We start from the raw sequence: 26,498 nt of genomic DNA, 5'->3' as shown, positions 1-26,498 counted from the left end.
ATGGTCCGTCGAACCAAAGAAGAAGCCCAGGAAACCCGCGCCCAGATTCTGGAAGCTGCGGAAAAGGCCTTCTACAAGCGCGGAGTAGCGCGAACCACGTTGGCGGATATCGCCAAGCTTGCCGGCGTTACCCGTGGTGCTATCTATTGGCACTTCAATGACAAGGCCGAGCTGGTCGAAGCCATGCTCGATAGCCTGCACGAGCCCCTTGACGCCCTGGCCCGGGCCAGTGAAAGCGAAGAGGAGCTTGATCCGCTTGGCTGCATGCGCAAGTTGCTGGTCCAGTTGATGCACCAGATGGTGCTTGACCCGAAAACCCGGCGAATCAATGAAATTCTGCATCACAAGTGCGAGTTCACCGACGATATGTGCGAGATTCGCCAGCAACGGCAGACCTCGACGGTGGAATGTCATGCCCATATCGCGCTGTCGCTGGGCAATGCAGTGAAGCGCGGGCAATTGCCCGCCGATGTAGATCCCGAGCGTGCAGCGATGGCGATCTACTTCTATATCGATGGCCTGATTCGCCGCTGGCTGCTGTTGCCGGAAAGTTTCGACCTCTTGGGTGAAGCGGAGCACTGGGTCGATACTGGGCTGGATATGCTGCGCTTGAGTCCGACCTTGCGCAAATGACACTTTGTGAAGGTTTGTGATGATTTGTTTCCACAGCCTTCACTCATATTCCTACTGCCGTCCGCGCAATTGCCTATCCGGTAATGCCAATGCCGCTGTCAGCCCGAGCAGTGAGACCATCGCGCTGCCGAGCAACAGATTGCGGAACGTCATCGTCAGCTCTTCCTGAATCTGCAGGCTCGGCTCGCCCGCCTTGAGGCTGCCGAGCAGCGCATCTCCCGCCAGGCTCAGGCCCCCGTCCTGCAACATCGTCAGCAACAGTGCCGACATGCATGCTACGCCCATGGCGCCGCCCAGTGAGCGGAACAGATTGGTGGTGCTGGTGGCCACGCCGATATCCCGCGGCTCCACCGCGCTCTGGGTCGCCACCAGCGAGGTGGGGAACTGCAAGCCCGAGGCAATCCCGGTCAGGATCATGAACAGGCCACTGAGCCAGGCAGCCTGGGGAGGCGTGAACGCCATGCCGACGATGGCGAACGGCATCAGCAATGCACCGCCCAGTATCTGGGGTTTGAAGCGACCGGTGAAACTGGTGAGCCGCCCCCCGCAATAAGCCCCGATCGGCAAGCCGATAGCCAGCGGCAGCAGGTGCAGGGCCGCGCTGTCGGCGCCTGCGCCGGTAATGCTCTGGTAGCGCAGCGGCATCAGCATGGTCAGGGAGATGGCCTGGAAACTGGTGAAGAAAATGGTGCACCAGCACAGGGTGGCGACGGGGTTCGAGAACAGCTTCAGTGGCAGCAAGGGCTCGGGCGCACGGCGTTCGTGAACTACGAATACCCACAACCCGACCAGCGCGCAGAGCAGCAGGCTGGCAACTTCAAAAGCGTGCCAGGGGTGCCCCTGACCGATCAGGGTGATGCCCAGCAGCAAGCTGCTCAAACCGAAAATCAGCAGTGCGGCGCCCGCGTAGTCGACCCGCGCCCGACCTTGCGGCACCACCAGGGTTCGCAGCGCACGGCGGGTGACCCACCAGGCCGTCAGCCCCAGCGGCAGGTTCAGCCAGAACACCCAGCGCCAGGACAGGTACTCGGTCAGATACCCGCCCAATACCGGTCCCGTGACACTGGCCAACGCATACATGCTGCTGAAATAACCCTGGTAGCGGCCGCGTTCCCGTGGCGGCACGAAGTCGCCGATGATCGCCTGGCTGACCGAGACCATACCGCCGGCGCCAATCCCTTGCAGCACACGCGCCAACACCAGTTGCTCCATGTTCTGCGCCAGCGCGCAGAACAGTGACGCCAGGGTAAACAGCGCGGTGCCGGTGAGGATCATCCGCCGCCTGCCGTACAGGTCACCGAGCTTGCCGTAGATCGGCACGGCCACGGTCATGGCGACCATGTAGCCCGAAATCACCCAGGCCAGCAGGCCGACATCATTGAATTGCGCGGAGATCGCCGGCATCGACACGGCAACAATGGTCTGGTCCAGCGCGCCAAGGAAAATCGCCAGCATCAGGGCGACAAGCACGCTGCGCAGCACGGGTTGCGGGGTATTGAGTTGCGTCACAGGCCAGCTCGGAAGGCAGGGTTGTTCCGCAGGCTTGTGCTGCGGAAGTGAGTGCTGGCCAGTCTACTCGATAGCTTGCTAAGCGTCTGCCCCGGAATTACCTCAGGGCGCTCAGGGTTGCGGTGTGCGGCACGCAATGGGCAAGGCTGCAACTGGCTGCCGAATACGGCTGATGTCGAGCCATTTCGACGCGATAGGCGGCTGCGGCGTAGAGCCCGACCACCGAGACGATGGCAAAGACAACGGCGCACTTTCTGGATTTGAGGCCCATGATGCTCACCTCTTTCAACGGCACACAGGTGCTATTGAAAGCATAGGTCAGCTTTTCCAGGAGTGCCCGGGCTAGAGCAGATCGCGGTCCCATTCCGGCTCGGCGGTAAAACGCTCGGCGAGAAAGTCGAGCATGCTGCGCAAGGTGGCCGGCATGTGCTTGCGCGAGGTGTAGACGGCGGTCAGGTTCAGGTCCTGCGGGCGGGCCTGAGGCAGCAGGCGAACCAGTTCGCCACTGCGCAGGGCGGCGGCGGTCTGATAGGTCGGCAGCATGGCAATACCGGCGCCGGCCAGCGCCGCACGTTGCAGGGTCATGGCCTCGTTGGCGCTGATGTTGCCCTGCACCGGCACCGACACCACGTCGCCTTCCACGTCGAATTGCCAGAGGCTGCGGCCGAAGTAGGAGTGGGTCAGGCAATTGTGCCGGACCAGGTCCTGGACCTGCTCAGGGGCCGGGTGTTCGCGCAGGTAGGCAGGGGAGGCGCAGATCACCGAGCGGCAGACGCTCAGGCGGCGGGCGATCAGGTTGGGGTCAAGTTCGTTGCTGGTACGGATGGCCAAGTCGATGCGCTCGTCCACCAGGTTGACCGTGCGATCGAGCATCTGCAGGTCAATTTTCACCCCGGGATAGCGTTTGACGTAGTCGGCCAGCGCATCCATCAACTGCGCCTGGCCAAACGAGGTGCTGACACTGATACGCAACTCGCCCCGTGGCGTATCGTTTGGTGCACTCACCACCGCTTGCAGATCGCCCGCCAGCTCCAGCATCTGCCGACAGCGCGGCAAGGTTTCCTGGCCGGCGGCGGTCAGGCTCAGGCGACGTGTGGTGCGTTGCATCAGGCGGGCCCCGACCCAGTCCTCAAGCGCTGCCAGGTAGCGTGAAACCACCGGCCGTGAAAGGTCCAGATGCTCAGCCGCCGCCGACTGGCTGCCCAGGTCGACCACGCTGACGAACACCCGCATAGCGGTCAGACGATCCATGATTTGCCCGATTCAAGAAACAAACTATGTCCGATCTTCGCATTTTTTGTATCGGTTCGTGCAACTAAGCTGTTGCTCATTGCTCACCCACAGGAATTGCTTGATGCGTCGTTCATTCTCCTTTCGCCGCTTGCTGCTGGCTTTCGCCACCCTGGGGGCGCTGGCCCAGGTAAATGCTGCCGAGCAGCCGCTGCAGCTGGATGTCTTCAATCCGGGGACGGATGCCTTGTTCCCGGTCAGCTCGGTCATCGTCAGTGGCAAGCATGACGCCATTCTGGTCGATGCCCAGTTCGGCAAAGGCCAGGCGGAACAGGTCCTGGCCCGGCTGCGGGCCAGCGGCAAGCAGTTGACCACCATCTATATCAGCCATGGCGATCCGGACTATTACTTCGGCTTGCAGACCCTGACCGACGCCTATCCTCACGCCAGGGTCGTGGCCTCGGCGGCAACGGTGGCGCACATCAAACAGACCATGGACGGCAAGCTGGCCTACTGGGGCCCGCAGATGGGCGCCGACAAACCGGACAGGCTGGTGGTGCCGGGCATCCTGGAAGGCAATCAACTGGTGCTTGAAGGGCAGCCTTTGCAAGTGATCGGCCTCGATGGTCCGCAGCCGGATCGCAGCTTCGTCTGGATCCCCTCGATCAAGGCGGTCGTCGGCGGTGTGGTGGTCGCGCAAAACCTTCATGTGTGGATGGCCGACACCCAGACGGCGCAGTCGCACAAGGACTGGCTGGCGACCCTTGCGCGCATCGAGCAGCTCAAGCCGCAGGTCGTGGTGCCAGGGCATTACCTGGGACAGCCCGGCACGTCGCTTGAAGCGGTTCACTTTACCGCTGGCTACATCCGCGCGTTCGACCAGGAAACCGCCAAGGCCGGCAATGCCGCCGAGCTGATTGCGGCGATGAAAAAACGTTACCCGGACCTTGGTGAGGTGAGCTCGCTTGAGCTCGGCGCCAAGGTCGCCAAGGGCGAGATGAAGTGGTAGGCAACATTCAATCCTGACTGGAGGTGTTTCATGAGCAACATTGCAATCATTGGGGCGACCGGACGTGCAGGCAGCCAATTGCTGGAAGAAGCGCTGCGTCGTGGTCATCGCGTCACCGCCATCGCCCGTGATCCGTCGAAGCTGCAGGGCCGGGAAGGTGTGAAGACCGTGGCATTGGATGTCAGCGATGCCGCGGCGCTGGAGCAGGCGTTGGCTGGGCATGACGTGGTGCTCAGCGCGGCGCATTTTTCCAGCATCAAGCCCCAGGCGATCATCGAGCCGGTGAAGAAGGCCGGGGTCAAGCGCCTGTTGGTGGTTGGCGGGGCAGGCAGTTTGCTGCTGCCGTCGGGGCACAAGGTCATCGACAGCCCGGACTTCCCGGAAGCCTATAAGGCCGAAGCCACCGCCGGCGGTCATTACCTCGACACCCTGCGCCAGGAAAAGGAGCTGGACTGGACCTTCCTGTCACCCTCGGCCGAGTTCGTCGAAGGGCCGCGCACCGGCCGCTACAACATCGGCAAGGACCACTTGCTCATTGGTGACGATGGCAAGAGCTGGATCAGCTTCGCCGACTACGCCATCGCCATGCTCGATGAAGTGGAAAAGCCTGCTCATTCGCGTCAGCGCTTCACCGTTGGAGCTGTGTGACGGGGTGATTGCTTTCGCGGGGCGAGCCCGCTCCTACAGGACGGTGCGGGCGCGGTCACATAGCCAGTCGAGCAGTTCCTGCAAGGCCGGCGACGCCGCGCCTTGCGGGCGCACCAGGTAATAGGCCTGGCCGGTGTTGACCTTGAGCGGGAAGGGGGTTACCAGCCGCCCGCAGCGCAGGTCATCACCGATCAGCGACCAATCGCCGATCGCCACCCCGGTCCCCTGCGAGGCCATGGACATCGCCATGTCCAGGGTCTCGAAGTGCTGGTTCTTGCCATGTCCAGGCAGGTGGGCACCGGCCGCACCGAGCCAGACATTCCAGTCGTGCTGATCGCGGGTCGGGTGCAGCAGCATGTGCTGCTCCAGGTCCGCCAATTGTTGCAACGGCACCGGGCCCGCAAGCAATTGCGGCGCGCAGACCGGTGTCAGTTGTTCATCGAACAACTTCATTTTGTGCAAGCCGTGGTTGGGCGCCGCTCCATACACCACGGCCGCATCGAAGACTTCCCGGCGAAAGTCCACACCGTGCTGCACCGTGGTGGTCAGCTCCACCGGCACATCCGGGCGCAATGCCTGCCACTCCATCAGCCGTGGCAACAGCCAGCGCATGACACACGTCGGCGCCTTGAGTTGCAGGGTGGCGCTGCGTTCGCCGACTTGCTGCACCCCTTCCTCGATCAGTGCGAACACCTGCTGGACCCGTGGCAGCCAGTCCTGGCCTTCACGGGTCAGGCTCAGGCCGCGGGCCTGGCGCAGGAACAGGGCATAGCCCAGATGCTCTTCGAGCCCGGCGATCTGTCGGCTGACGGCGCCCTGGGTGATGTGCAGCAATTGCGCTGCGCGCGTGAAATTGCAGCACTGGGCGGTGACCAGAAACGTGTGCAGGGCGGGCAGGGGAGGCAGGCGTTTCATTGAGAGGTCAGCCATGATCTGTGGACATGGCTAGTATGAGCTTTTATGCATTGTGCCGGTAGCGGGCCGGCGGTCCAATAAAGCCTGTTTTCAGCACAACAACAGGCACACGAACATGGCGACTTGCGGCGAAGTACTGGTCAAACTCCTTGAAGGCTATGGCGTGGACCATGTCTTCGGAATTCCCGGCGTGCATACCGTCGAGCTCTACCGGGGGCTGGCGCGCTCTTCCATCCGGCACATCACCCCGCGCCATGAGCAAGGCGCAGGCTTCATGGCTGACGGCTATTCCCGTACCCGTGGCAAGCCCGGCGTGTGCTTCATCATTACCGGCCCTGGCATGACCAACATCACCACCGCCATGGGCCAGGCCTATGCCGACTCGATCCCGATGCTGGTGATTTCCAGCGTGCAGTCGCGCAATGCGCTGGGTGGCGGACGCGGCAAGCTGCACGAACTGCCGGCCCAAGGCAGCCTGGTGGCCGGTGTCGCCGCCTTCTCGCATACGCTGATGTGCGCCGATGACCTGCCGATGGTGCTGGCCCGCGCCTTCGCCGTATTCGACGGTGCCCGGCCGCGTCCGGTGCATATCGAGATTCCGCTGGATGTACTGGTTGAAGACGCCGACCACCTGCTGGCCAGTACACCGGTACGGGTTGCCCGTGCCGGTGCCGCCCCAGCGCCGGTGGCGCAGATGGCTGCCTTGCTGGCCGGCGCGCGCCGACCGCTGATTCTCGCCGGTGGCGGCGCCATCGACGCCAGCGCCGCGCTGACCCGTCTGGCCGAGTACCTGCAGGCACCGGTGGCCCTGACCATCAATGCCAAGGGCGTGCTGCCCTCCAGCCATCCGCTGCAAATCGGTTCGACCCAGTCGCTGGTGGCCACCCGCGCCCTGGTGGCCGAGGCGGACGTGGTGCTGGCCATCGGCACCGAGCTTGCCGAAACCGATTACGACGTCACCTTCAAAGGCGGCTTCGAGATTCCGGGCCGCTTGCTGCGTATCGACATCGACCCGGACCAGACCGTGCGCAACTATCCGCCGGAGGTTGCCCTGGTGGCTGACGCCACGGTCGCCACCGATGCCTTGCTGGTGGCCCTGGCCGAACTGCCGGCGCCCGTGCGCGGCAGTGACTGGGGCGCCAGTCGCGCCGAGCGTTTGCGTGCAACGCTGCTGGCCGACTGGGACCTGCCGATGCACAGCCAGACGCGCATGCTCAAGACCCTGCTCGACACCCTGCCGGGCGCGATTCTGGTCGGCGACTCGACCCAGCCGGTCTACACCGGCAACCTGACCCTGGACATGGACCAGCCGCGTCGCTGGTTCAATGCCTCGACCGGCTACGGCACCCTGGGCTACGCCTTGCCGGCGGCCATGGGGGCCTGGCTGGGCAGTGCTGAAGCCATCAACGAGCGGGCGCCGGTAGTCTGCCTGATTGGCGATGGTGGTTTGCAGTTCACCCTGCCCGAACTGGCCAGTGCCACCGAAGCGCAGGTGCCGCTGATCGTGCTGCTGTGGAACAACCAGGGCTACGAAGAAATCAAGAAATACATGGTCAACCGCGCCATTGAGCCGGTAGGCGTGGATATCCACACCCCGGACTTCATCGGTGTGGCCAAAGCGCTGGGTTGCGCCGCCGAGACCGTGGCAGGCGTCGAGCCGTTGCGTGCAGCATTGCGCCAGGCGTGCGACCGCAAGGGCCCAAGCCTGATCGAAATCGACCAGCAACAGTGGCAGCAGGCGGTGCAAGCATGATGAAGCTGCCAGGTCTCTACATTGACGGTGTGTGGCAACACGGCTCGCATCCGCTGATGGTGATCAATCCGAGCAACGAGCAGTTGCTGGCTGAAGTGGCCGGCGGCGACGGGGCCGCCGTGGACCGCGCCGCAGTGGCGGCCAAGGCCGCCCTTGGCGCCTGGTCGGGCAGCAGCGGCGCCGCGCGCGCCAAGGTGCTGCGGGCCATCGCCGAGGGTGTCGAGCAACGCCGTGAGCGATTGGAGTTTCTGCAGGCCAGCAACAACGGCAAGCCGCAGGGCGAAGCGCAGTTGGATGTCGACGATGTGATCGCCACCTTCCGTTACTACGCCGAACTGGCCGATGGCCTGGACGCCGCGCAGGACAGCGCGGTGGCACTGCCCAGCGACGACTTTGTCGCCCGCCTGCGACGTGAGCCTTGTGGTGTGGTGGGGCTGATCGTGCCGTGGAACTTCCCGATGGTCACCACGGCCTGGAAGCTGGCGCCCGCTCTGGCAGCCGGCTGCTGTGTGGTCCTCAAGCCGTCGGAAGTCACCCCGCTGGCAGAGCTGGAACTGGCGGCGATCATTGCCGAAGCCGGCTTGCCGCAGGGCGTGTTCAACCTGGTGTGCGGCACCGGTATCGCCGTAGGCGCCCCGCTGGCGGCGGACCTGCGCATCGCCAAGATTTCGTTTACCGGCAGCAACGCGGTGGGTGTGCAGGTCATGCAGCGCGCCGCTGAAACCATCAAGGGCGTAAGCCTGGAACTGGGCGGCAAATCCTCATTGCTGGTGCTGGAGGATGCCGACCTTGAATTGGCGGTTGAGCTGGCCTGCCTGGGCGGCTTTTTCAACGCTGGGCAAATGTGCTCGGCAACCAGCCGGGTGTTGGTCGCCGAGGCCTTGTACCCGGACTTTATCGCCCGTTTGAAAACGCGCACTGAGGCGATCCGGGTCGGCGAGCCGTTCACCGGCGATAGCGAAATGGGCCCTTTGGTGAACGCCTTGCAGTACCAGCGCGTGCAAGGGCATATCGCAGCGGGCCTGGAGGCCGGTGCCCGGTTGCTGTGCGGTGGGGGGCGTCCGCTGGATCTTCCCTGCGGCTATTTCATCAGCCCTACGGTGTTCACCGACGTGCCGCTGGACAGCGCGCTGTGGCGCCAGGAGATTTTTGGCCCGGTGCTGTGTGTGCGGCCGGTGGCCAATGAAGCCGAGGCAGTTGCCCTGGCCAATGACAGTGAGTTCGGCCTGGTGTCCAGTGTCATCAGCAAGGACCTGGATGCCGCTGAGCGGGTCGCGAATGCCTTGCAGGCGGGCTTGGTGTGGATCAACGCACCGCAAGTGATTTTCCCGCAGACCGCCTGGGGAGGTTACAAGCAGAGCAGCATCGGGCGGGAACTCGGGCCTTGGGGCTTGAGTGCGTTCCAGGAAATCAAGCATGTGGTGCGGGCCGTGTAGGAGCGGGCTTGCCCCGCGATAGCGTGTTCCAGGCAATACCAGACGGGCTGGATGTAACGGCCTCTCGCGGGGCAAGCCCGCTCCTACAGGGTGCTGCGCAAGCGTGCCAGATCGCGTACCGGCGGCGCGCCATACAGGCGACTGTACTCGCGGCTGAATTGCGACGGGCTCTCATAGCCCACCCGATACCCGGCCACCGCCGCCTCCAGCCCGTCATTGAGCATCAGCCGCCGCGCCTCCTGCAGGCGCAGCTGCTTCTGGTATTGCAGCGGGCTCATGGAGGTGACTGCCTTGAAGCGGTGGTGCAGGGTCGAACTGCTCAGATTCACTTCCCGGGCCAGGTCATCGATACGCAGCGGGCGATGAAAATGCTGGTTCAGCCATTCGATGGCCTGGCACACCCGATGGGTCTGGCTGCTGGACATGGCAATCTCATACAGCCGGCAACCCTGTGGCCCGCGCAATAGGCGGTAGAGGATTTCGCGGCGGATCAGCGGCGCCAGTACCGGGATGTCCTTGGGCGTATCCAGCAGGCGCATCAGGCGCAGCAAGGCATCGAGCAATTGCGGATCGGTGCGTTCCACATACAGGCCCCTGCCCGAAGGCAGCCCCGGCACGCCCATGGGTCCAGCCTCGGCGATCAGGTTGTTGATCTGCGCAGGATCGATGTTCATCCGCACACCAAGGCTCGGGTTCTCCGGGCTCGCCTCCAGCAACACACCACTGATGGGCAATGCCACCGACAGCACCATGTAGTGCAGCGGGTCATAGACGTAGCGCTCATCGCCCAGGCAAATCTCCTTGCTGCCGTGGGCAAGGATGCACAGCGCCGGCTGGGCCAGGGCCGACATCGAGCGGACACTTTCGGTGTACTGCACCAGGTACAGGTCTTCGATAGCCGATTCGACGCTGGAGGCGCTCGGGGCATGGCGACGCACCAGGTCCGCCAGCTCCTGGCGCTGCTGTTCCAGTGCGGGATCGAGGATCAGGCGGTCGGGGGTGGCAGTGGTCATGGCGACGCTTCCGGATAAGAACCTGTGCAGCATAGGTTTGTGCAAGCAGTGGCGCTAGCCGGATGCTGTCGTCTGCTTGCCTGATCCTGCCGCGCGCAGGATCAGGCAAGCGCACGACAGGAATGGCCTAACGGCACGCGCGAGGCGTCGCCTAACCTGTGCAGCCTGGCAACAACAACTGGCTGCTCTAGGAGAGATGCTCATGACCTCGTCGCATTCGGTCACCCACCTTGCTTTTATCCGGGCCAGCAGCGGTCGTTCAGTGGAACTGGGCGAGCGCTTGCGCCAACTGCTCGAGCCGTCGAGACAGGCACCGGGCTGCCTGCACTTCAACCTGCAACAGTCCCAGGTCGATGCCGATCTGTGGCTGTTGAGCGGTTTCTGGAGCGATCACCAGGCGATGAGCGGCTACTTTGCCTCGCCGACGCTGGACCTGTTCGGCGAGCTGGTTCAGGCCCAGGTGGTCGCCAGCCTCGACCTGCATACCTTTGGCGAGCCGTCTGCGGGTTAGAATGGTGCTTTCAGGCAACCGATGTGGATTTGAGGCACATGGCACGTAAAGAGTTTTCGCAATTTGAAGCCGTTTCGGCAGCCGTGCGCGGTGAAGACGGCTATAACGCAGCAATCGCCGTCAAAGGCCTGGGCGCCACTGGCGCACCGCGCTTTCACAAAGTCCTTGAAGGGCAGACCTTCAAGACCGCACTGGCTGCTGACGAAGCGGCCTGCGCCGAGCTTGAGCGCCTGCAGGGCGTCAGCGACGACGCCGAGCTGGTCTGGTAATCAGCCGTTGACCTGCGGGCGGGCCATCTTGAACAGGTTGCCCAGCTCGAAGTAGTCCGCAGGACCACCCCCACGCAAGATCGGCTGCGCCGCGGCGGTATCGTAGATGCCGTCCTTGAGCAGATGCTCGGCAATATGCACCGCCACCACTTCCCCCAGGATCAACCAGCTCGGCACCAGCACCTGGTCAGCCCGTTGCAGCTGGATGATCTGGGTGACCTTGCATTCAAACGACACCGGGCTTTCCTGCACCCGAGGTACGGCAATCACCTTGGACGCCACGGGGGTCAGACCACTCAGGGCGAACTCGTCGACCTCGGGCGAAACGGCGGCGCAGCTCTGGTTCATGGCATCGGCCAGCGGGCGCGTGGCCAGGTTCCAGGCGAACTCACCGGTCTTCTCGATGTTGTTCAGGCTGTCTTTGCGGCCGACGCTGGAGAAGCCGATGATCGGCGGAATGTAATTGAAGGCGTTGAAAAAGCTGTAGGGCGCAAGGTTTAGCCGGCCTTCGGCATCCTGGGAGGAAATCCAGCCGATGGGGCGCGGGCCGACGATGGCATTGAAAGGGTCGTGGGGCAGGCCGTGGCCTTTTGCGGGTTCGTAGTAGTACATCTGCGCTGGCCGTAAGGCCTTCCCTGTGAGAAAGCGCCTAGTGTGCCAAGGCTTGACCTGGCTGAAAACGATTAAGCCCGGCCGAAGCCGGGCTGACTGCATCCCATCAGGGGTTAGCTGATGCGGTGGGCCTGGGTGCGATCGAAGCCATCTTCAGCGAAGCGGGCACCGCCAGTGCGATCAAAGCCGTCTTCGGCGAATTTGGCGGCGCCGGTGCGATCGAAACCGTCTTCGGCGAATTTGGCAGCGCCGGTGCGATCGAAACCGTCTTCGGCGAATTTGGCAGCGCCGGTGCGATCGAAACCGTCTTCGGCGAATTTGGCAGCGCCAGTGCGATCGAAACCGTCTTCGGCGAATTTGGCAGCGCCAGTGCGATCAAAACCATCTTCTGCATACGTAGCCGACTGGCTCTGGATGGCGCTGAAACTGTGGGCGTTGGTGCGGTCGAAGCCATCTTCGGCGAAAGCGTTGGCAGCCAGTACCGAGAAGGCCAGGGTCAGGATCAGTTTGCTTTTCATGGTCGTTGCTCCGGGGGGGTGAAGGTTGTTTGTTTCTATGGGTTCAATGCTACGCCGATTAAATTGATTAAAAAGCGCAAAAACATGCGCTTAATAATCTGTTAATTCGATGTATGTTCGCGGGGCAAGCCCGCTCCTACCGGTAGGAGCGGGCTTGCCCCGCGATCCACATCCCCACGATGAATCCACCGGATTAATTGCCCGTTAAACGAAAAAAGGGGCGTCCATCGCTGGACGCCCCTTCTTTGCTGGCTTTGGCCGACGCCTCAGTCAGTGGTGATTCGCGAGTGTTTCTGGGTGTCCTTCATGAACAGGTACACCAGCAGCGAACAGGCGATACAGGCAGTCACGTACCAGTAGAAACCGGTTTCCATGCCGATGCTCTTGAACCACAGCGCGATGTATTCAGCGGTGCCGCCGAAGATCGACACGGTCAAGGCGTAAGGCAGGCCGACGCCCAGGGCGCGGATCTCGGTGGGGAACAGTTCGGCTTTGACCACGGCGTTGATCGAGGTGTAGCCGCTGACGATGATCAGCGCCGCCATGATCAGGAAGAACGCGCCCCACCAGCTCTGGATGGTGTGCAGGGTGGTCAGGATCGGGACGGTGAACAGGGTACCCAGCACGCCGAAGGCGATCAGGATCGGGCGACGGCCGATCTTGTCGGACAGGGTGCCGATGATCGGCTGCAGGCACATGAACAGGAACAGCGTGGCCGCCGAAATGGTGGTCGAGTCGCTGATGCTCATGCCCACCGTGTTCACCAGGTACTTCTGCATGTAGGTGGTGTAGGTGTAGAACGCCAGGGTGCCGCCCATGGTCAGGCCGACCACGGTTGCCAGTTCCTTGGGATGGCGCATCAGGGTGCGCATCAGGCTTTCCTTGGACTTTTCCTTCTTGGTGAAGGAGGCGGTTTCTTCCATGCCACGACGCAGGTACAGGGCCACGACCGCGCACAGGGCGCCGATCACGAAGGGTACGCGCCAGCCCCAGGCATACAGCTGCTCGGTGGTCAGGGTCTGCTGGAGGACGATCAGCACCGCCAGGGCGATGAGCTGGCCGGAGATCAGGGTCACGTACTGGAAGCTGGAGAAGAAGCCACGGCGTTCCTTGGTGGCCATCTCGCTGAGGTAGGTGGCCGAGGTGCCGTATTCACCCCCCACCGACAGGCCTTGCATCAGGCGGGCGACCACCAGCAGGACAGGGGCGGCAACGCCGATGGTTTCATAGCCTGGGGTCAGGGCAATGACCAGCGAACCGGCGCACATCAGCAATACCGACGCCATCAGCGCCGCCTTGCGGCCCTTGCGGTCGGCATAGATACCCATCAGCCAGCCGCCGATCGGGCGCATCAAGAAGCCCACGGCGAAGATCGCGGCGGTGTTCAGGAGTTGTGCGGTGGTGTCGCCGGCCGGGAAGAAGGCTTTGGCGAAGTAGAGGGAAAACGCGGCGTAGACGTACCAGTCGTACCATTCGACCATGTTGCCGATCGAACCACTGAAGATCGACTTGAGGCGGCTACGGGTGGTTTTTTCTGCGGCAGGCGCAATAGCCGCCCCAGCAGGCAGGGTAGAGGAGTTGTCCATGGACGGAACCTTCTAGTTGTTTTTGTGGAGCGCGCCGAAACGCAGCCTGGCAGGTCTATAGCAGGAGCTGTGCCAGGTGCCGAAGGCCCGTTCTAGAAGGGTTTTCGCAGCGCGTTAAGCGGAAATCCGCCTATTGGCCGAGGGGTGATAGGCAAGAATCCGCTCATCGGGCGTCAGTGGGGGCCGAGGAAATCTTCCCGCTGGAGGCCGTGGCGCTGCATTTTTTCGTTGAGGGTGCGCCGGGGGATCTGCAGCTCTTCCATCACTGCCTTGATCTCGCCTTTGTGCCGATTCAAGGCGGCACGCAGGCACTGGGCCTCAAAGGCTTCCTGCTGGGCGGCCAATGACTGGCCGGACTCCACCGTTGCAACCACAGGGTCACCCAGGCCCAGGGCGTGGCGCTCGGCGGCGTTGGCAAGCTCGCGGACGTTGCCGGGCCAGTCGTGGCTCAGCAGCCGGCCCAGGTGCGCACCGCTGAGCAAGGGGGCGGTACGGCCCACACGTTCTGCGGCGTTGCGGGCAAAGTGCTGGAACAACAGCGGAATGTCTTCGCGCCGCTCGCGCAGGGGGGCCAGGCGCAGTTCGGCGACATTCAGGCGGTAGGCCAGGTCTTCGCGAAAGCGCCCGGCGCGGGCTTCTTCGAGCAGGTCGGGTTTGGTCGCGGCGATGATGCGTAGATCAACGCTGATGCTCTGGTTGGCGCCCAGGCGTTCAAGCTTCTGCTCCTGCAGGACGCGCAACAACTTGGCCTGCTGGGCCAGGGGCATGCTCTCGATTTCATCGAGAAACACCGTGCCGCCGTTGGCGTATTCGAGCTTGCCGATGCGCTTGCCCTGGGCGCCGGTGAACGCACCGCTTTCATGGCCGAACAGTTCGGCCTCGAACAATTGTTCGGGAATGGCAGCGCAATTGAGGGCCACGAACGGCTTGTCGGCCCGCGGCCCGAAGTCGTGCAGGCAGCGTGCGACCTGTTCCTTGCCGCTGCCGGTCTCGCCGCGAATCAGTACATTGACCGGCAGGCTGGCCAGGTCCAGCACTTGGCGGCGCAGCTGTTGCATTCCCTGGGACATGCCCAGCAGGTTCAGTTCCAGGCGCGCCTTGAAGTCGGCCTGCTCGTGCAGGCGGCGGTTATCCAGGATCAGCCGGCGTTTTTCCAGGGCGCGGCGAAGGCTGCCCAGCAGGCTTTCCGGGCTGAAGGGCTTTTCGAGAAAGTCGTAGGCGCCATTGCGCATGGCCTCCACCGCCATGGGCACGTCGCCATGGCCGGTCAGCAGGATCACCGGCAGGTCGGGGTCGCGGGCCTGAAGCTGTTCAAGCAGCTGCAGCCCGTCCATGCACGGCATGCGCACATCGCTCAGGATGACGCCGGGAAAGTGCCCAGGCAGTTGCCTGAGGCAGTCTTCGGCACGGCTGAACAGCTGTACATCGAAGCCTGACAGGCTCAGCCACTGCTCCACGGCAGTACGGATGCTGGCTTCATCATCGACAACCATTACCGAATTGAACATCAAGGCTCCGGATCGCAGGGCAGGGTCAGGCTGAAGCAGGCGCCGCCGGGTTGGTTCTCGACCGACAGGCGCCCACCGGCCTCATGAATGATGCCATAGGATATCGCCAACCCCAGGCCCAGGCCTTCACCCACCGGCTTGGTGGTGAAAAACGGGTCGAAGACATTGGCCAGGTGTTCGGCGGCAATGCCGCCGCCGCTGTCGAGTACGCTCAGGCGCCATTGATCGGCCTGGGCTTCGATGCGCACTTCCAGGCGCTTGAAGTGCTTGCCGGCCATGGCGTCCAGGGCATTGCGCAACAGATTGATCAGTACTTGTTCCAGGCGGATGGCATCACCGCGCACCCAGGCCGGGCGAGCCAGGTACAAGGCGACATCCACCTGTTCGGCACGAATCCGCGCATCGAGCAGTTGCAGCGACTGATCGACCACGGTGGCCAGGTCCAGGCGCTCGCGCAGGCCGCTGGGGCTGTTGCGGGCGAAGGTCTTCAGGTGACCGGTGAGGGCCGCCATGCGCGTGAGCATTTGCTCCAGCGGCTCCAGGGCCCGGCGGGCTTCGTCGTAGCGCTGGTTGTCGAGCAGCAGGCGCAGGGTCGCCAGTTGCATGCGCTGGGTGGTCAGCGGCTGGTTGATTTCATGGGCCAGGGCCGCCGACATCTGCCCCAGGGCGGCCAGCTTGGCCGATTGCACCAGGCCTTCCTGGGCGGTGCGCAAGTCGCGGGTGCGCTCTTCGACCAGGCGCTTGAGTTCTTCGCGGCTGCGCTGGCGCAGGCGGGCCAGGCGCAGGCGCTGGCTGATGAACAACAGCGCGAACACCAGGCTCAGCCACACGGCCGCAGCCGCCAGGGCAGCATTGCGCCCGTCTTCGCTGACCTGGGGTTTGCGCAGCAGGTGCAGCGTCCAGCCTTCGGTTTCCAGGGGCAGGCTCTCCCACAGGTACTCTGTGGTGCCTTCGGGGCCCTGCACGCGCATCAGGTGGCTGTTGTCGTCGAAACGGTTGAGTACCTGGTGCTGCAGTGGCACCAGCGGTTGCTTGTCGTACTGGCGGGTGGCGGCCAGCTCGGCACGGTCGGCGCTGCTCAAGGGCTGGAGTTCGCGGTAGCGCCAGCCGTCCTGGTTGGCGATGAAGATGATTCCGCGCGCATCGCTGACCAGCAAAATGTCATTGCCCTGGCGCCATTCGCGTTCAAGCTCCGGGAACTCCAGCTTGACCACCATGGCGCCGAGAAAGCGGCTGTTTTCGTCCATCACCGCGCTGGAGAGAAAGTAGCCCGGCACGCCGCTGGTCACGCCCACGGCATAAAAGCGGCCGGTACCCTGGCTGCGGGTCTGCTTGAAGTAGGGGCGAAAGCCGTAGTTGGAGCCGACGTAGGAGCTGGGCAAGCGCCAGTTGCTGGCTGCCACGGCAAGGCCGGTACGGTCGAGCAGTTCCAGGGTCGAGGAGTTGGCCGCGCCGTTGATACGCTCAAGCTTGCGGTTGAGGGCGTCCTGTACCGGGCCGTCGACCGGGCCCTGCAGGGCGCTGATCAGCTCCGGGTCCAGGGCCAGTACGGCGGGCAGGGCGCGGTAGCGTTCGATCAGGGTCTGCAGCGAGGTGGCATACAGGCCCAGTTGCTGGCTGGCGCGACCGGCTTCCTCGACCATCGACTGGCGCTTGGCGTGGTGCATGGCCCAGCCAGCCGTGAACAGGGTGCCGGCGAGGATGAAGAAAACGATCAGCCCCAGACGCAGGGCGCGAAAGGAATAAGGCATGGTGCAAGTCCCGGCGGTTCGGGAAGGCCTCCTGGCCTTCCCCTGGAGCGTGACAACGGTTTACAGCAGCTCGAAGCGCTGTTGCTGCACGACCTGAGAGTCCAGCCCGACCTGAACGTTGAACTCGCCAGGTTCGGCTGCCCATTGCAGCTGGGTATTGTAGAACTTCAGGTCATCTTCACTGAGGGTGAAGCGCACGGTGCGTTCTTCACCGGCCTTGAGCATGACTTTCTGGAAGTTCTTGAGCTCCTTGACCGGGCGGCTCATGGAGGCGGCGATGTCTTGCACATACAGCTGAACCACGGTTTCGCCGTCACGTTTGCCGGTGTTCTTCACCTGGATGCTGGCTTCGAGGCTCTGGCCCTTTTTCAGGGTCTTGCTCGACAGGGTCAGCGCCGAGAGGCTGAAGTCGCTGTAGCTCAGGCCGTAGCCGAAGGGGTACAGCGGGCCGTTGGGCTCCTCGAAGTACTGCGAGGTGTAGTTGCCAGGCTTGCCCGGGGTGAAGGGGCGGCCAATGCTCAGGTGGTTGTAGTACATCGGGATCTGCCCGACCGAGCGCGGGAAGGTGATCGCCAGCTTGCCCGAGGGGTTGTAGTCGCCGAACAGGACATCGGCGATGGCGTTGCCGCCTTCGGTACCGCTGAACCAGGTTTCGAGGATGGCGTCGGCTTGCTCACGCTCCCAGGTCAGCGACAGCGGACGGCCATTCATCAGCACCAGCACCAGCGGCTTGCCGGTGGCCTTCAGGGCCTTGATCAGTTCGCGCTGGGCGGCCGGGATTTCCAGGGTGGTGCGGCTGGAGGACTCGTGGGACATGCCACGCGACTCGCCAACCACCGCCACTACCACGTCGGACTGCTTGGCAGCCTTGACCGCTTCGTCGATCAACACCGCGGCAGGACGTGGGTCGTCGACGATTTCCGGCGCGTCGAAGTTGAGGAAGTTCAGGTAATCGAGGATGGCCTTGTCGTGGGTGACGTTGGAACCCTTGGCGTAGATCACCTTGGCCTTGTCGCCCAGCACCTGGCGCATGCCTTCGCGCACGGTCACCGACTGGGCCGGACGTCCGGCGGCGGCCCAACTGCCCATCATGTCGATGGGGGCGTCGGCCAGCGGGCCGACCAGGGCGATCGTGCCAGCCTTTTTCAGCGGCAGGGTCTGCTCGCGGTTTTCCAGCAGCACCAGGCTGCGGCGCGCGACATCACGGGCCTCGGCGCGGTGCAGGCGGCTGTCGGCGTAGGTATCGGCCGGGTCTTCGCTGGCCTTTCCGATGCGACGGTACGGGTCGGCGAACAGGCCCATGTCGTACTTGGCGCCGAGCACTTCGCGCACGGCGTTGTCGATGTCGGCCTGGTTGATTTCACCGGCCTTGAGCAAGCTGGCCAGCTCTTCGCCGTACAGCGAGTCGTTCATGCTCAGGTCGATGCCGGCCTTGATGGCAAGCTTGGCGGCTTCGCGGCCATCGCGGGCCACGCCATGACGCACCAGCTCGGTGATCGCGCCGTGATCGCTCACGGTCACGCCCTTGAAGCCCCAGTCCTTGCGCAGCAGATCGTTCATCAGCCAGGTGTTGGAGGTGGCCGGTACGCCGTTGATCGAGTTCAGGGCAACCATCACGCCCCCGGCGCCGGCGTCGATGGCCGCGCGGTAGGGGGGCAGGTAGTCGTTGAACATCTTGGTCGGGCTCATGTCGACGGTGTTGTAGTCGCGCCCGCCTTCCACTGCGCCGTACAGGGCGAAGTGCTTGACGCTGGCCATCAGGCTGGTGGGTTCTGCCGGGCTTTTGCCCTGGAACGACTCGACCATCACTTTGGAGATGCGCGAGACCAGGTAGGTGTCTTCACCAAAGCCTTCACTGGTGCGGCCCCAGCGTGGGTCGCGGGCGATGTCGACCATCGGTGCGAAGGTCATGTCGATGCCGTCGGAGGCTGCTTCCAGCGCAGAAACCCGGCCGACCTTGGCGATCGCGCCCATGTCCCAGCTCGACGCCAGGGCCAGGCTGATCGGAAAAATGGTGCGGTGACCGTGGATCACGTCGTAGGCGAAGAACATGGGGATCTTCAGGCGACTGCGGCCCGCGGCGTCCTGCATCGGACGGTTTTCGGCGCGGGTGATCGAGTTGAACGTGCCGCCGATGCGCCCGGCGGCGATCTCTTTGCGGATCATCTCCCGGGGCATTTCCGGGCCGATGCTGATCAGGCGCAACTGGCCGATCTTTTCGTCCAGGGTCATCTGCTGCATGAGGTCGGCGATGAACGCCTGTTTGTTCTTCAGCGGCTCGGCAGGGGTTTCGGCAAACGCCGACTGACTGGCCAGGCTGACAAGAAGGCCCAGCAAACACAGCTTGTTCATTGAATTCAGTTCTCGGGGCTAGCGGCAGTGTTCACGGTGATACTGCCCAGCCGAAGTTGGGGAAGCGGCTATTGTTGTAGTTTGCTGGGGCATCTTTTAGCCGATCGGGCCATTACGATCCAGCGGCGGTGACGGATTATGCCTCAAGTACGATGACTCACGCTGATCAAGGAGCAAGGCAAAATGCAGGTAATCCAGTTCAAGGGCATCAGGGTGGGGCTGTTGCTGATGCTCGCAAGCCTTGTGTCCGGTTGCGGCATCAACAACATTCCCAACTACGACGAACAGGTCAAGGCCGCCTGGGCCCAGGTACAGAACCAGTACCAGCGCCGCGCCGACCTGATTCCCAACCTGGTCGAAACGGTCAAGGGCTACGCCAAGCAGGAGCAGGAAACCCTGACGGCGGTCATTGAAGCGCGGGCCAAGGCCACCTCGATCCAGGTCGATGCCAGCACCCTGGACGATCCGAAGAAACTGCAGCAGTTCCAGCAGGCCCAGTCGCAGCTGACCGGGGCGCTGAGCCGGTTGATGGTGGTTTCGGAGCGCTATCCGGACCTGAAATCGAACCAGAACTTCCTGGCCTTGCAGTCGCAACTCGAAGGCACGGAAAACCGCATCGCCGTGGCACGCAAGGACTTCATTGCCGCCGTGCAGCGCTACAACACCGAGATCCGCACCTTCCCGGGCCGCTTGTGGCACACCGTGATGTACAGCAGCCTGCCGCTGCGGGAGAACTTCGAGGCCACTGCCAGCGACGCCGACAAAGCCCCTGAAGTGAAATTCTGATGCGCCTGGTGCATCTGGCGCTGCTGCTGGCGCTGTTCATCGTCACGCCGTTGAAGGCCGAGCCGACGTTCCCGGCCCTGACCGGCCGGGTGGTGGACAACGCCGGCCTGCTCGATGCCGGTAGCCGCAGCCAGCTCGAACGTATGCTGGCGGCCCACGAGCAGGCCACCACCGAGCAGGTCGTGGTGGTGACGGTCGATGACTTGCAAGGCTTGCCCATTGAAGACTTCGGTTATCAGTTGGGGCGCCATTGGGGCATCGGCCAGAAGGGCAAGGACAACGGGGCGTTGTTGATCGTCGCCCCCAAGGCGCGCAAGCTGCGCATCGAAGTCGGTTACGGCCTGGAAGAGCGCCTGACCGACGCCCAGGCCTCCGTCATCATCAACGGCATCATCACACCGGCATTTCGTCGCGGCGAGTTCAGCCTGGGCATCGTCCAGGGAACGGCGGCAATCCTCCAGGTGCTGGGTGGCAATCCATTGGCCGAGCCGTCACGGGCCCAGGGCGGCGGGGGCGGGGACGAGGCACCGGGTTGGTCCGTCGGCCTGTTCATCTTGCTGATCGTGATTGTCTTTGCCTTGCAGTCCATGGGCCTTGGCGGCAGCGGCCGGGGCGGTCGTGGCGGCATGGGCGGCGGATTCGGCGGTGGTTTTGGCGGCTTGGGTGGCGGCCGCGGGGGAGGCGGCGGTTTCGGTGGTGGTGGGTCCTCCGGTGGCTGGTAGAACAACAATCAAGGGGAACACCTGCACATGACTTTGCTCACTGAACACGAACAGCGCCAGGTCGCCGAGGCGATTGCCCGGGTCGAGCAGCACACCGACGCGGAGCTGGTCACGGTGCTGGCCAGTCGCGCCGACGACTACGCCTATATCCCGTTGCTCTGGGCCAGCCTGGTGGCCCTGCTGGTGCCGGGCCTGCTGTTCTATCTCACCGGCTGGTTCAGCGTTAACAGCCTGCTGATCGTCCAGTGGCTGACCTTTCTTGCACTGTGCCTGCTGTTTCGCCTTCCCAGCCTCACCACCCGCCTGATTCCACGTTCGGTACGCCACTGGCGCGCCTCCAACCTTGCCCGGCGGCAGTTCCTCGAACAGAACCTGCACCACACGGTGGGCAGTACCGGTGTGCTGATTTTTGTCAGCGAGGCTGAGCGCTACGTCGAGATCCTGGTGGATGAGGGCATCTCCCGGCACCTGGGCAACGAGGTGTGGGAAGGCATCGTCCAGCGCTTCACCGAGCAGGTGCGCCAGGGGCAGACCCTGCAGGGTTTTGTCAGTTGCATCGAGGCCTGTGGCGAGCTCCTGCGCCAGCATGTGCCCCTGACCCACGAGCGCAACGAACTGCCCAACCGCCTGGTGGTGCTGGTCTGAGCCGGGAACGCTGATCGACAAAAGCTGTGCGCGGGGCGGCCATCCACGTAAAATGCCCGCCATTGCGCCTAGCCGCTCCCTCCGCAACCCGAGGCACCCACCCCGATGTCCGATACCCCCACCGCCCAGGCCGCGCCGGATGCGCGTGCGCAGTTTCTGAGCCTGCTCGCCACCAGCCTGCAACAGAACGCCCTGATCAAGCTGGTGCTGGCGCGCCATGTCGGCACCGACGAAGCCCTGCAGCGAATCATCGCCAAGCCGCTGACCGTCAAGGGCCAGGCCTGCCTGTCGCTGGTCTACCGCTACAAGACGCGCGACATCACCCGCAACCTGGCCAATGATGAAGCCCTGGCGCTGGTGGACGAGCTGCTGCCGGGTTCGTTTCGCAATGCGCACCTGCTGAGCCTGAGCGACGAAGCCCAATTGGAGTTCAGCAAGAAGGGCAAGCCGATGCTCCACAGCAAAGCCGTGCAGCAAACGCTGCAGGCCCCGGCAGGCGAGCATGACCGCGAGAAAAAGCGCTACCTGGAACTGAGCCGGCCGTTTCTCCACGACCTGGGCGTGACCGACAAGCAGCACGCGCTGATTCCGTCGATGTCGCGCAAATGGAAACAGATCAACAAGTTCATCGAAGTGTTTTCCCATGCCCTCGCTTCGGCGCCGCTGGCGGCCGACCAGCCCCTGAGCGTGGCGGACTTTGGCTCGGGCAAGGGCTACCTGACCTTCGCCATCCACGATTACCTGCGCAACACCCTGCAGCGAGAGGCCCAGGTCACCGGCGTCGAATTGCGCCCGGACATGGTCGAGTTGTGCAACGCAGCGGCTGCGCGCCTGGAGCACCCGGGGCTGGTATTCGAGTGCGGTGATGTACGCAGTGTGGTGCCTGCCGCCATCGACGTGATGATTGCCCTGCATGCGTGCGACATCGCTACCGACTATGCGATTCACACCGGCATCCGCTGTGACGCGGCCATCATCATGTGTTCGCCGTGCTGTCACAAACAGGTCCGCCCGCAATTGCAGACCCCGGGGTTGCTCAAACCGATGCTGCAGTACGGGCTGCACCTGGGCCAGCAGGCCGAAATGCTCACCGACAGCCTGCGAGCGCTGTACCTGGAAGCCTGTGGCTACGAGACCAAGGTGTTCGAGTTCATCTCCCTCGAGCACACCAACAAGAACAAGATGATCCTGGCGGTGAAGCGCCAGACGCCGGTGGACCCGACGGCCTTGCTGGAGAAGATCCGGCAGCTCAAGGAATTCTACGGGGTCAAGGAGCATTGCCTGGAGACGTTGCTACAGGCCGATGGCTTGATCAACGCCCAGGCCTGAGCTGTGTGGTAGCCGCTGCCGCGAGGCTGCGATTGGGCGCGAAGCGGCCACCATCCAAGGCCCGTCGGCGACTGCTGCGCAGCCGATCGCAGCCTGGCGGCAGCGGCTACAGAGTCGGTGCTGTCAGGTGGTTTGCGCTGCCGGGTACACACGGGTCTTGCGCCCCAGCACCACGGTGCCGATCACGCCTGCCGCAAACACCCAGGTAATCGGCTCGACCTGCTCGCCAAAGAACAGCGCCGAAAAGGCGATGGTGAAGAAGATCTGCAGTAGCTGGATCTGACTCACCCGCGCAATCCCGCCCAGCGCCAGCCCCGCATACCAGGCAAAGAAGCCAATGAACTGCGAGAACAGCGACACATAGCCAAACGCCCACCAGGCTTTGGCACTCACCGGTCCCTGATGCTGCAAGGCCAGGTACACCACCGGCCCCAGCAGCAACGGCGCCGACAGCACCAGCGCCCAGCAGATCACCTGCCAGCCTCCCATCTCCCGCGCCAGCCTGCCGCCTTCGGCATAGCCCAGCCCGCCCACGGCAATCGCTGCCAGCATCAGCAGGTCACCGGCCTGAATCTGTCCAGCGCCCATGATGACCGCATACGCCAACACCAGCGCACTGCCCAGCGCGGCACAGGCCCAGAAGGCTTTTGACGGACGCTCATGGGACAGCCAGGCGGCATAGAACGCCACGCACAGCGGTTGCAGGCCATTGACCAGGGCGCCATGGGAGGCCGGCACGCTTTGCATGGCCCAGGCCGAAAACACCGGAAAACCCAGGATCACACCTAGCGCCACCAGGCTCAGGCCTTTGATCTGCTGCCAGGTTGGCCACTTTTCCCGCCGCCACAGCAGCAGCGCCGCCGCCGGAATCGCCGCCAGCAGGGCGCGGCCCAGGCCATTGAGCAAAGGATGCAGTTCCTGCACGACGATTCGGGTCATGGGCAGGGTCAGGCTGAAAATGATGACACCGAGCAGCCCAAGGGCCATCCCGGTGTTTTCGCGGCTGGACATGGCAAGCGCCTGTGGCGGGTAAGTACGTCCATTGAGCCACAGGCGGCGCGGATGATCTTGTTACAGTTGGTCACAAGTTCATCCGTACAGTTCGCCCGGCCTAGAAGAAACGGGTGATGCTGACCTTGGCGTTGCGGCCCTGGCTGTAGGCGTAGGCGCCACTGAGTTCGGAGCGATAGTCGTTGTTGAACAGGTTATCGATGGTCAGGTTGACCTCGGTGCCCTTGAGGTACGGCTGCTGGGGTTTCCAGTTGGCGAACAGGCCGTGGATCTCGTAGTCCTCGTTGGCGTAGTGGTCGTAGTAGCGGTCACCCAGGGCGCTGCCCGGGCCTTCGCGGTAGTTGTCGCTGGGCAGGCGGTCGGTCTTGCGCACGAACTGCGCTTGCCAGCCCACCTTGGCATCCCAGCTGGGGATCTTCACGCCCAGGGTGGTGATCCATTTCGGCGCGGGAATGTCCTTGGCCCAGACGTCCGGCCCCCAGGGGTTGGTGTAGGCGCCTTCATGGCGACCGGTGATCCACGAATACGACACCGAGCCGAACAGGTAGGGGGAGTCGTAGAAGCTTTCAACCTCGAAGCCCTTGATGGTCACGCCCTTGATGTTGCGGTAGTTGGACATCAAGCCACCGCCGCAGACCTTGGAAATGCTCTCGCCGTCGACCAGCTGCTCCGGGCAACCGATGCCGGTGGCCTTGAAGATCTCGTCCTTGATCTCGTTGCGGAACAGGGTGGTGCGGATCAGCACGCGGTCCTGGTCGGTGAACACATTGGACAGGTTGGTGATGTTGCCGGCACGCAGGGCGGTGATGCGTTCGGGGTCCAGGTTGCGGCTGCTGGCGGTGCGGCTGCCGATGCCCTGGACTTCGTATTGCTCATCCAGCACCGGGGCGCGCCAGGTCTTGCTGTAGTCGGCAAAGAAGGCCGTCTGCTCGCTGGCTTTCCAGAACACGGACAGGCGCGGCGACCAGCCGCTGTAGGTCTTCTCGCTGTAGTCGTGGCCCATTTTCGGGTCGTTGTAGTACGGCGCCTGGTTTTCCTTGCCCTTGTTGGCGACGTGGTCGTAGCGCAGGGACGGCGTGAGCGTCACCTCGCCCAGGGTGATGGCGTCCTGGATGAAGTACCCCTGGCTGTCGACGCTGCCACTGGGCATGAAGTACGGCTGATAGAGACCGTAGTTGTACTTGGGTACGTCGTAGGTCTTGCCCGGCATCCACATTTGCGTGTCGCGCTCGTGGCGGCGTACCTGGAACCCCGCGGACAGCGCATGTTCCAGCGGGCCGGTGTTGAACAGGCTGGTGTTGCGCACATCGAGCATCTGGTCGGTGTACTCGGTGTCCATCTTGCGCCCGCCGGTGGCCGGCTGGAAGAACGCGGTTTCATTACGCTCGTCGGTCTGCTCGGTATCCGACACCGAGTACTTCACCTGCAGGTCTACCAGCGGGTTTTCGATGGGCTGGTACTTGTAGGTGGTCGACCAGGTGGTGTCGGTGGTGGTGCGATTGGCCAGGAAGCGCTTGAGAGCGTTGTCGTAGCCGTACTTGTCGATATCGGACTGGGTCGGCGGCGTCGGGTAGGACGTGGACGAGAACGGTGCCCAGCGTTCGCTTTCCGAGCGCGACCAGGAAAACCCCAGGCTGTGCTCGTCGGTCAGGTGCAGGTTGAATTTGAGCAGCGCGCCGTCCAGGTCCAGGGCGCTGTTGGGCAGACGCTTGGGGTTGATCGGGTAGTCATTCTCGGGATCGGGCAGGGTGTCGGCCAGTTTCATGTCGCCGCCGTCGCGCTTGGTCAGGTAGACCAGGGCGTCCATGCGGCCATCATCGGTACGGCCGAACAGGGCCGAGCTGTACACCTGCTGGTGATCGTTGCTGGCATAGCCGTACTTGACCATCGCGCCGCTGTTGCGGCCTTCCTGCAGCAGGTCCGGGGCATCCTTGGTGGTCATGTTGACGCTGCCGCCAAAGCCGCCGTTGCCGGTGTAGATCGAGTGCGGGCCTTTTTCGACTTCGATGTCCTTGATCAGCTCCGGCTCGATGAACACGGTGCCCTGCTGATAGCGCTCAAAGCCGCTCTTGGTGGCGCCGTCGACGGTCATCGGGACGTCTTCGGCGTCGCCCAGGCCCCAGATGTTGATGGTCTGGCCGCCGGGTTTGGCCGAGCCGCCCATGTTCACGCCAGGCAGGGTCGAGAGCACGCTGGGAATGTTGCTGGGTTGGTAGCGGTCGATCTCTTCCTGGGTCAGGGTAGAGCGGCCGACGGTGCTCGGGTCCACTTGCTGGCCATCGCCGACGATGCTCAGGGCGCCGAGCTGGATACCGTTGTCGGCGGTCGGGTTGTCTTCGCGCAGGCGTACCACGTAGGTGCTGCCGACCTTGACCACGGCAAAGCGGCTGTTGCGCAGCAGTTGGGCGATGGCGTCTTCGGCTTCAAAAGCCCCCTTGAGTGCCGGGGCTTGCACGCTGCGCAGCAACGATTCGTCGAACAGCAACTGCACCTTGGCCTGCTGGGCCAGTTGGCTCAGCGACACGGCCAGCGATTGCGCCGGCAGGTTGATCGCCACCGGCGCCGCCTCGGTCTGCAGGCTCAGGGCCAGGCAGGCTGCCAGCAGCGTTGGACGGGCAGACAAGGGTGTGAACGGACGAAACGCAGACAACATGAAATCCCCCAGTACGGCAACAAAGGCCAAAAAGGCCTGCAATGAATACGCAGACGGGAGGAAGACGTGGTGTTGCGCAAAATCCTCATATGCGAATGA

Annotated in this window: 24 protein-coding genes; 11 read left to right on the top strand and 13 right to left on the bottom strand. The window is 63.5% G+C overall.

Going from position 1 to position 26,498, the window contains the following annotated elements; all coding sequences use genetic code 11:
* Entirely contained in the window at window positions 1-633 is a 633-nt protein-coding gene (locus U9R80_RS22245) for a TetR family transcriptional regulator (RefSeq protein ID WP_301840377.1), read from the top strand.
* 51 nt (window positions 634-684) lie between these two features.
* On the opposite strand, the gene U9R80_RS22240 is transcribed toward U9R80_RS22245, so the two are convergent.
* From U9R80_RS22240 to U9R80_RS22230, 3 genes are all read right to left on the bottom strand, one after another.
* Window positions 685-2,088, bottom strand: coding sequence for an MDR family MFS transporter (locus U9R80_RS22240; protein WP_324805256.1), 1,404 nt, complete (start codon window positions 2,086-2,088; stop codon window positions 685-687).
* Between the two features lie 151 nt (window positions 2,089-2,239).
* Complete coding sequence (locus U9R80_RS22235; RefSeq protein ID WP_301840380.1) at window positions 2,240-2,413, bottom strand: hypothetical protein; 174 nt, start codon at window positions 2,411-2,413, stop codon at window positions 2,240-2,242.
* Between the two features lie 71 nt (window positions 2,414-2,484).
* Window positions 2,485-3,393, bottom strand: coding sequence for a LysR family transcriptional regulator (locus tag U9R80_RS22230; protein ID WP_301840382.1), 909 nt, complete (start codon window positions 3,391-3,393; stop codon window positions 2,485-2,487).
* Between the two features lie 103 nt (window positions 3,394-3,496).
* On the opposite strand from U9R80_RS22230, the gene U9R80_RS22225 reads away from it, so the two are divergent.
* Both U9R80_RS22225 and U9R80_RS22220 read left to right on the top strand, forming a co-directional pair.
* Window positions 3,497-4,381, top strand: coding sequence for an MBL fold metallo-hydrolase (locus U9R80_RS22225; RefSeq protein ID WP_301840383.1), 885 nt, complete (start codon window positions 3,497-3,499; stop codon window positions 4,379-4,381).
* A 30-nt stretch (window positions 4,382-4,411) separates the two neighbouring features.
* The gene (locus U9R80_RS22220) at window positions 4,412-5,029 is read left to right on the top strand and encodes an NAD(P)-dependent oxidoreductase (RefSeq protein WP_301840385.1); all 618 of its coding nucleotides are present in this window, start codon (window positions 4,412-4,414) and stop codon (window positions 5,027-5,029) included.
* A gap of 33 nt (window positions 5,030-5,062) precedes the next feature.
* Here U9R80_RS22220 and U9R80_RS22215 read toward each other — a convergent pair whose 3' ends face one another.
* Window positions 5,063-5,944 carry a LysR substrate-binding domain-containing protein gene (locus U9R80_RS22215; RefSeq protein WP_301840386.1) on the bottom strand — a complete coding sequence of 294 codons (882 nt, stop codon included), beginning with the start codon at window positions 5,942-5,944 and terminating at the stop codon, window positions 5,063-5,065.
* Window positions 5,945-6,059: 115 nt separating this feature from the next.
* Here U9R80_RS22215 and U9R80_RS22210 point away from each other — a divergent pair, with 115 nt between their 5' ends.
* On the top strand, window positions 6,060-7,697 hold the full coding sequence (locus U9R80_RS22210; RefSeq protein WP_301840387.1) for a 5-guanidino-2-oxopentanoate decarboxylase: 1,638 nt from the start codon (window positions 6,060-6,062) through the stop codon (window positions 7,695-7,697).
* Window positions 7,694-9,133 carry an aldehyde dehydrogenase family protein gene (locus U9R80_RS22205; protein WP_301840388.1) on the top strand — a complete coding sequence of 480 codons (1,440 nt, stop codon included), beginning with the start codon at window positions 7,694-7,696 and terminating at the stop codon, window positions 9,131-9,133. The genes U9R80_RS22210 and U9R80_RS22205 overlap by 4 nt, the downstream gene beginning before the upstream one ends.
* Window positions 9,134-9,216: 83 nt before the next feature.
* Here U9R80_RS22205 and U9R80_RS22200 read toward each other — a convergent pair whose 3' ends face one another.
* Window positions 9,217-10,146 (bottom strand): AraC family transcriptional regulator, encoded by a 930-nt coding sequence (locus tag U9R80_RS22200; protein ID WP_301840389.1) that lies wholly within the window; start codon window positions 10,144-10,146, stop codon window positions 9,217-9,219.
* A gap of 202 nt (window positions 10,147-10,348) precedes the next feature.
* On the opposite strand from U9R80_RS22200, the gene U9R80_RS22195 reads away from it, so the two are divergent.
* Complete coding sequence (locus tag U9R80_RS22195; protein ID WP_301840390.1) at window positions 10,349-10,657, top strand: antibiotic biosynthesis monooxygenase family protein; 309 nt, start codon at window positions 10,349-10,351, stop codon at window positions 10,655-10,657.
* Between the two features lie 38 nt (window positions 10,658-10,695).
* Window positions 10,696-10,926 carry a hypothetical protein gene (locus tag U9R80_RS22190; RefSeq protein WP_301840391.1) on the top strand — a complete coding sequence of 77 codons (231 nt, stop codon included), beginning with the start codon at window positions 10,696-10,698 and terminating at the stop codon, window positions 10,924-10,926.
* On the opposite strand, the gene U9R80_RS22185 is transcribed toward U9R80_RS22190, so the two are convergent.
* From U9R80_RS22185 to bglX, 6 genes are all read right to left on the bottom strand, one after another.
* Entirely contained in the window at window positions 10,927-11,538 is a 612-nt protein-coding gene (locus U9R80_RS22185) for a flavin reductase family protein (protein ID WP_301840392.1), read from the bottom strand. It lies immediately after the preceding gene.
* 113 nt (window positions 11,539-11,651) lie between these two features.
* Window positions 11,652-12,056: a heme utilization protein gene (locus tag U9R80_RS22180; RefSeq protein WP_324803966.1), complete on the bottom strand. Its 405-nt coding sequence runs from the start codon at window positions 12,054-12,056 to the stop codon at window positions 11,652-11,654.
* Between the two features lie 266 nt (window positions 12,057-12,322).
* A complete protein-coding gene (locus U9R80_RS22175; protein WP_301840395.1) occupies window positions 12,323-13,642 on the bottom strand; it encodes an MFS transporter in 1,320 nt (439 codons plus the stop codon).
* 173 nt (window positions 13,643-13,815) lie between these two features.
* Window positions 13,816-15,150, bottom strand: coding sequence for a sigma-54-dependent transcriptional regulator (locus U9R80_RS22170; protein ID WP_301840397.1), 1,335 nt, complete (start codon window positions 15,148-15,150; stop codon window positions 13,816-13,818).
* A complete protein-coding gene (locus tag U9R80_RS22165; RefSeq protein ID WP_301840398.1) occupies window positions 15,150-16,901 on the bottom strand; it encodes a sensor histidine kinase in 1,752 nt (583 codons plus the stop codon). The genes U9R80_RS22170 and U9R80_RS22165 overlap by 1 nt, the downstream gene beginning before the upstream one ends.
* Window positions 16,902-16,961: 60 nt before the next feature.
* Window positions 16,962-19,253 carry a beta-glucosidase BglX gene (gene bglX, locus U9R80_RS22160; RefSeq protein ID WP_301840399.1) on the bottom strand — a complete coding sequence of 764 codons (2,292 nt, stop codon included), beginning with the start codon at window positions 19,251-19,253 and terminating at the stop codon, window positions 16,962-16,964.
* A 183-nt stretch (window positions 19,254-19,436) separates the two neighbouring features.
* Between bglX and U9R80_RS22155 the strand changes: the two genes are divergently transcribed.
* The 4 genes from U9R80_RS22155 to U9R80_RS22140 all read left to right on the top strand — a co-directional run bounded on the left by U9R80_RS22155 (window position 19,437) and on the right by U9R80_RS22140 (window position 22,735).
* Complete coding sequence (locus tag U9R80_RS22155) at window positions 19,437-20,039, top strand: LemA family protein (protein WP_301840401.1); 603 nt, start codon at window positions 19,437-19,439, stop codon at window positions 20,037-20,039.
* Window positions 20,039-20,761: a TPM domain-containing protein gene (locus U9R80_RS22150; protein WP_301840402.1), complete on the top strand. Its 723-nt coding sequence runs from the start codon at window positions 20,039-20,041 to the stop codon at window positions 20,759-20,761. Before U9R80_RS22155 ends, U9R80_RS22150 begins: the two co-directional genes overlap by 1 nt.
* Window positions 20,762-20,788: 27 nt before the next feature.
* Entirely contained in the window at window positions 20,789-21,406 is a 618-nt protein-coding gene (locus U9R80_RS22145; RefSeq protein WP_301840405.1) for a TPM domain-containing protein, read from the top strand.
* Between the two features lie 105 nt (window positions 21,407-21,511).
* Window positions 21,512-22,735, top strand: a complete 1,224-nt coding sequence (locus U9R80_RS22140; protein WP_301840407.1) for a class I SAM-dependent methyltransferase — start codon at window positions 21,512-21,514, stop codon at window positions 22,733-22,735.
* A gap of 123 nt (window positions 22,736-22,858) precedes the next feature.
* On the opposite strand, the gene U9R80_RS22135 is transcribed toward U9R80_RS22140, so the two are convergent.
* Together U9R80_RS22135 and U9R80_RS22130 are read right to left on the bottom strand one after the other, a co-directional pair.
* A complete protein-coding gene (locus U9R80_RS22135; RefSeq protein WP_301840409.1) occupies window positions 22,859-23,746 on the bottom strand; it encodes a DMT family transporter in 888 nt (295 codons plus the stop codon).
* Window positions 23,747-23,846: 100 nt separating this feature from the next.
* A complete protein-coding gene (locus tag U9R80_RS22130; protein ID WP_301840410.1) occupies window positions 23,847-26,399 on the bottom strand; it encodes a TonB-dependent receptor in 2,553 nt (850 codons plus the stop codon).
* Window positions 26,400-26,498 lie beyond the last annotated feature (99 nt).

Source organism: Pseudomonas sp. JQ170C (genome assembly GCF_035581345.1).
Lineage (GTDB): Bacteria > Pseudomonadota > Gammaproteobacteria > Pseudomonadales > Pseudomonadaceae > Aquipseudomonas.
The sequence above is the reverse complement of the archived record's forward strand: the minus strand, read 5'-3'. Positions and strand labels throughout refer to the sequence as shown.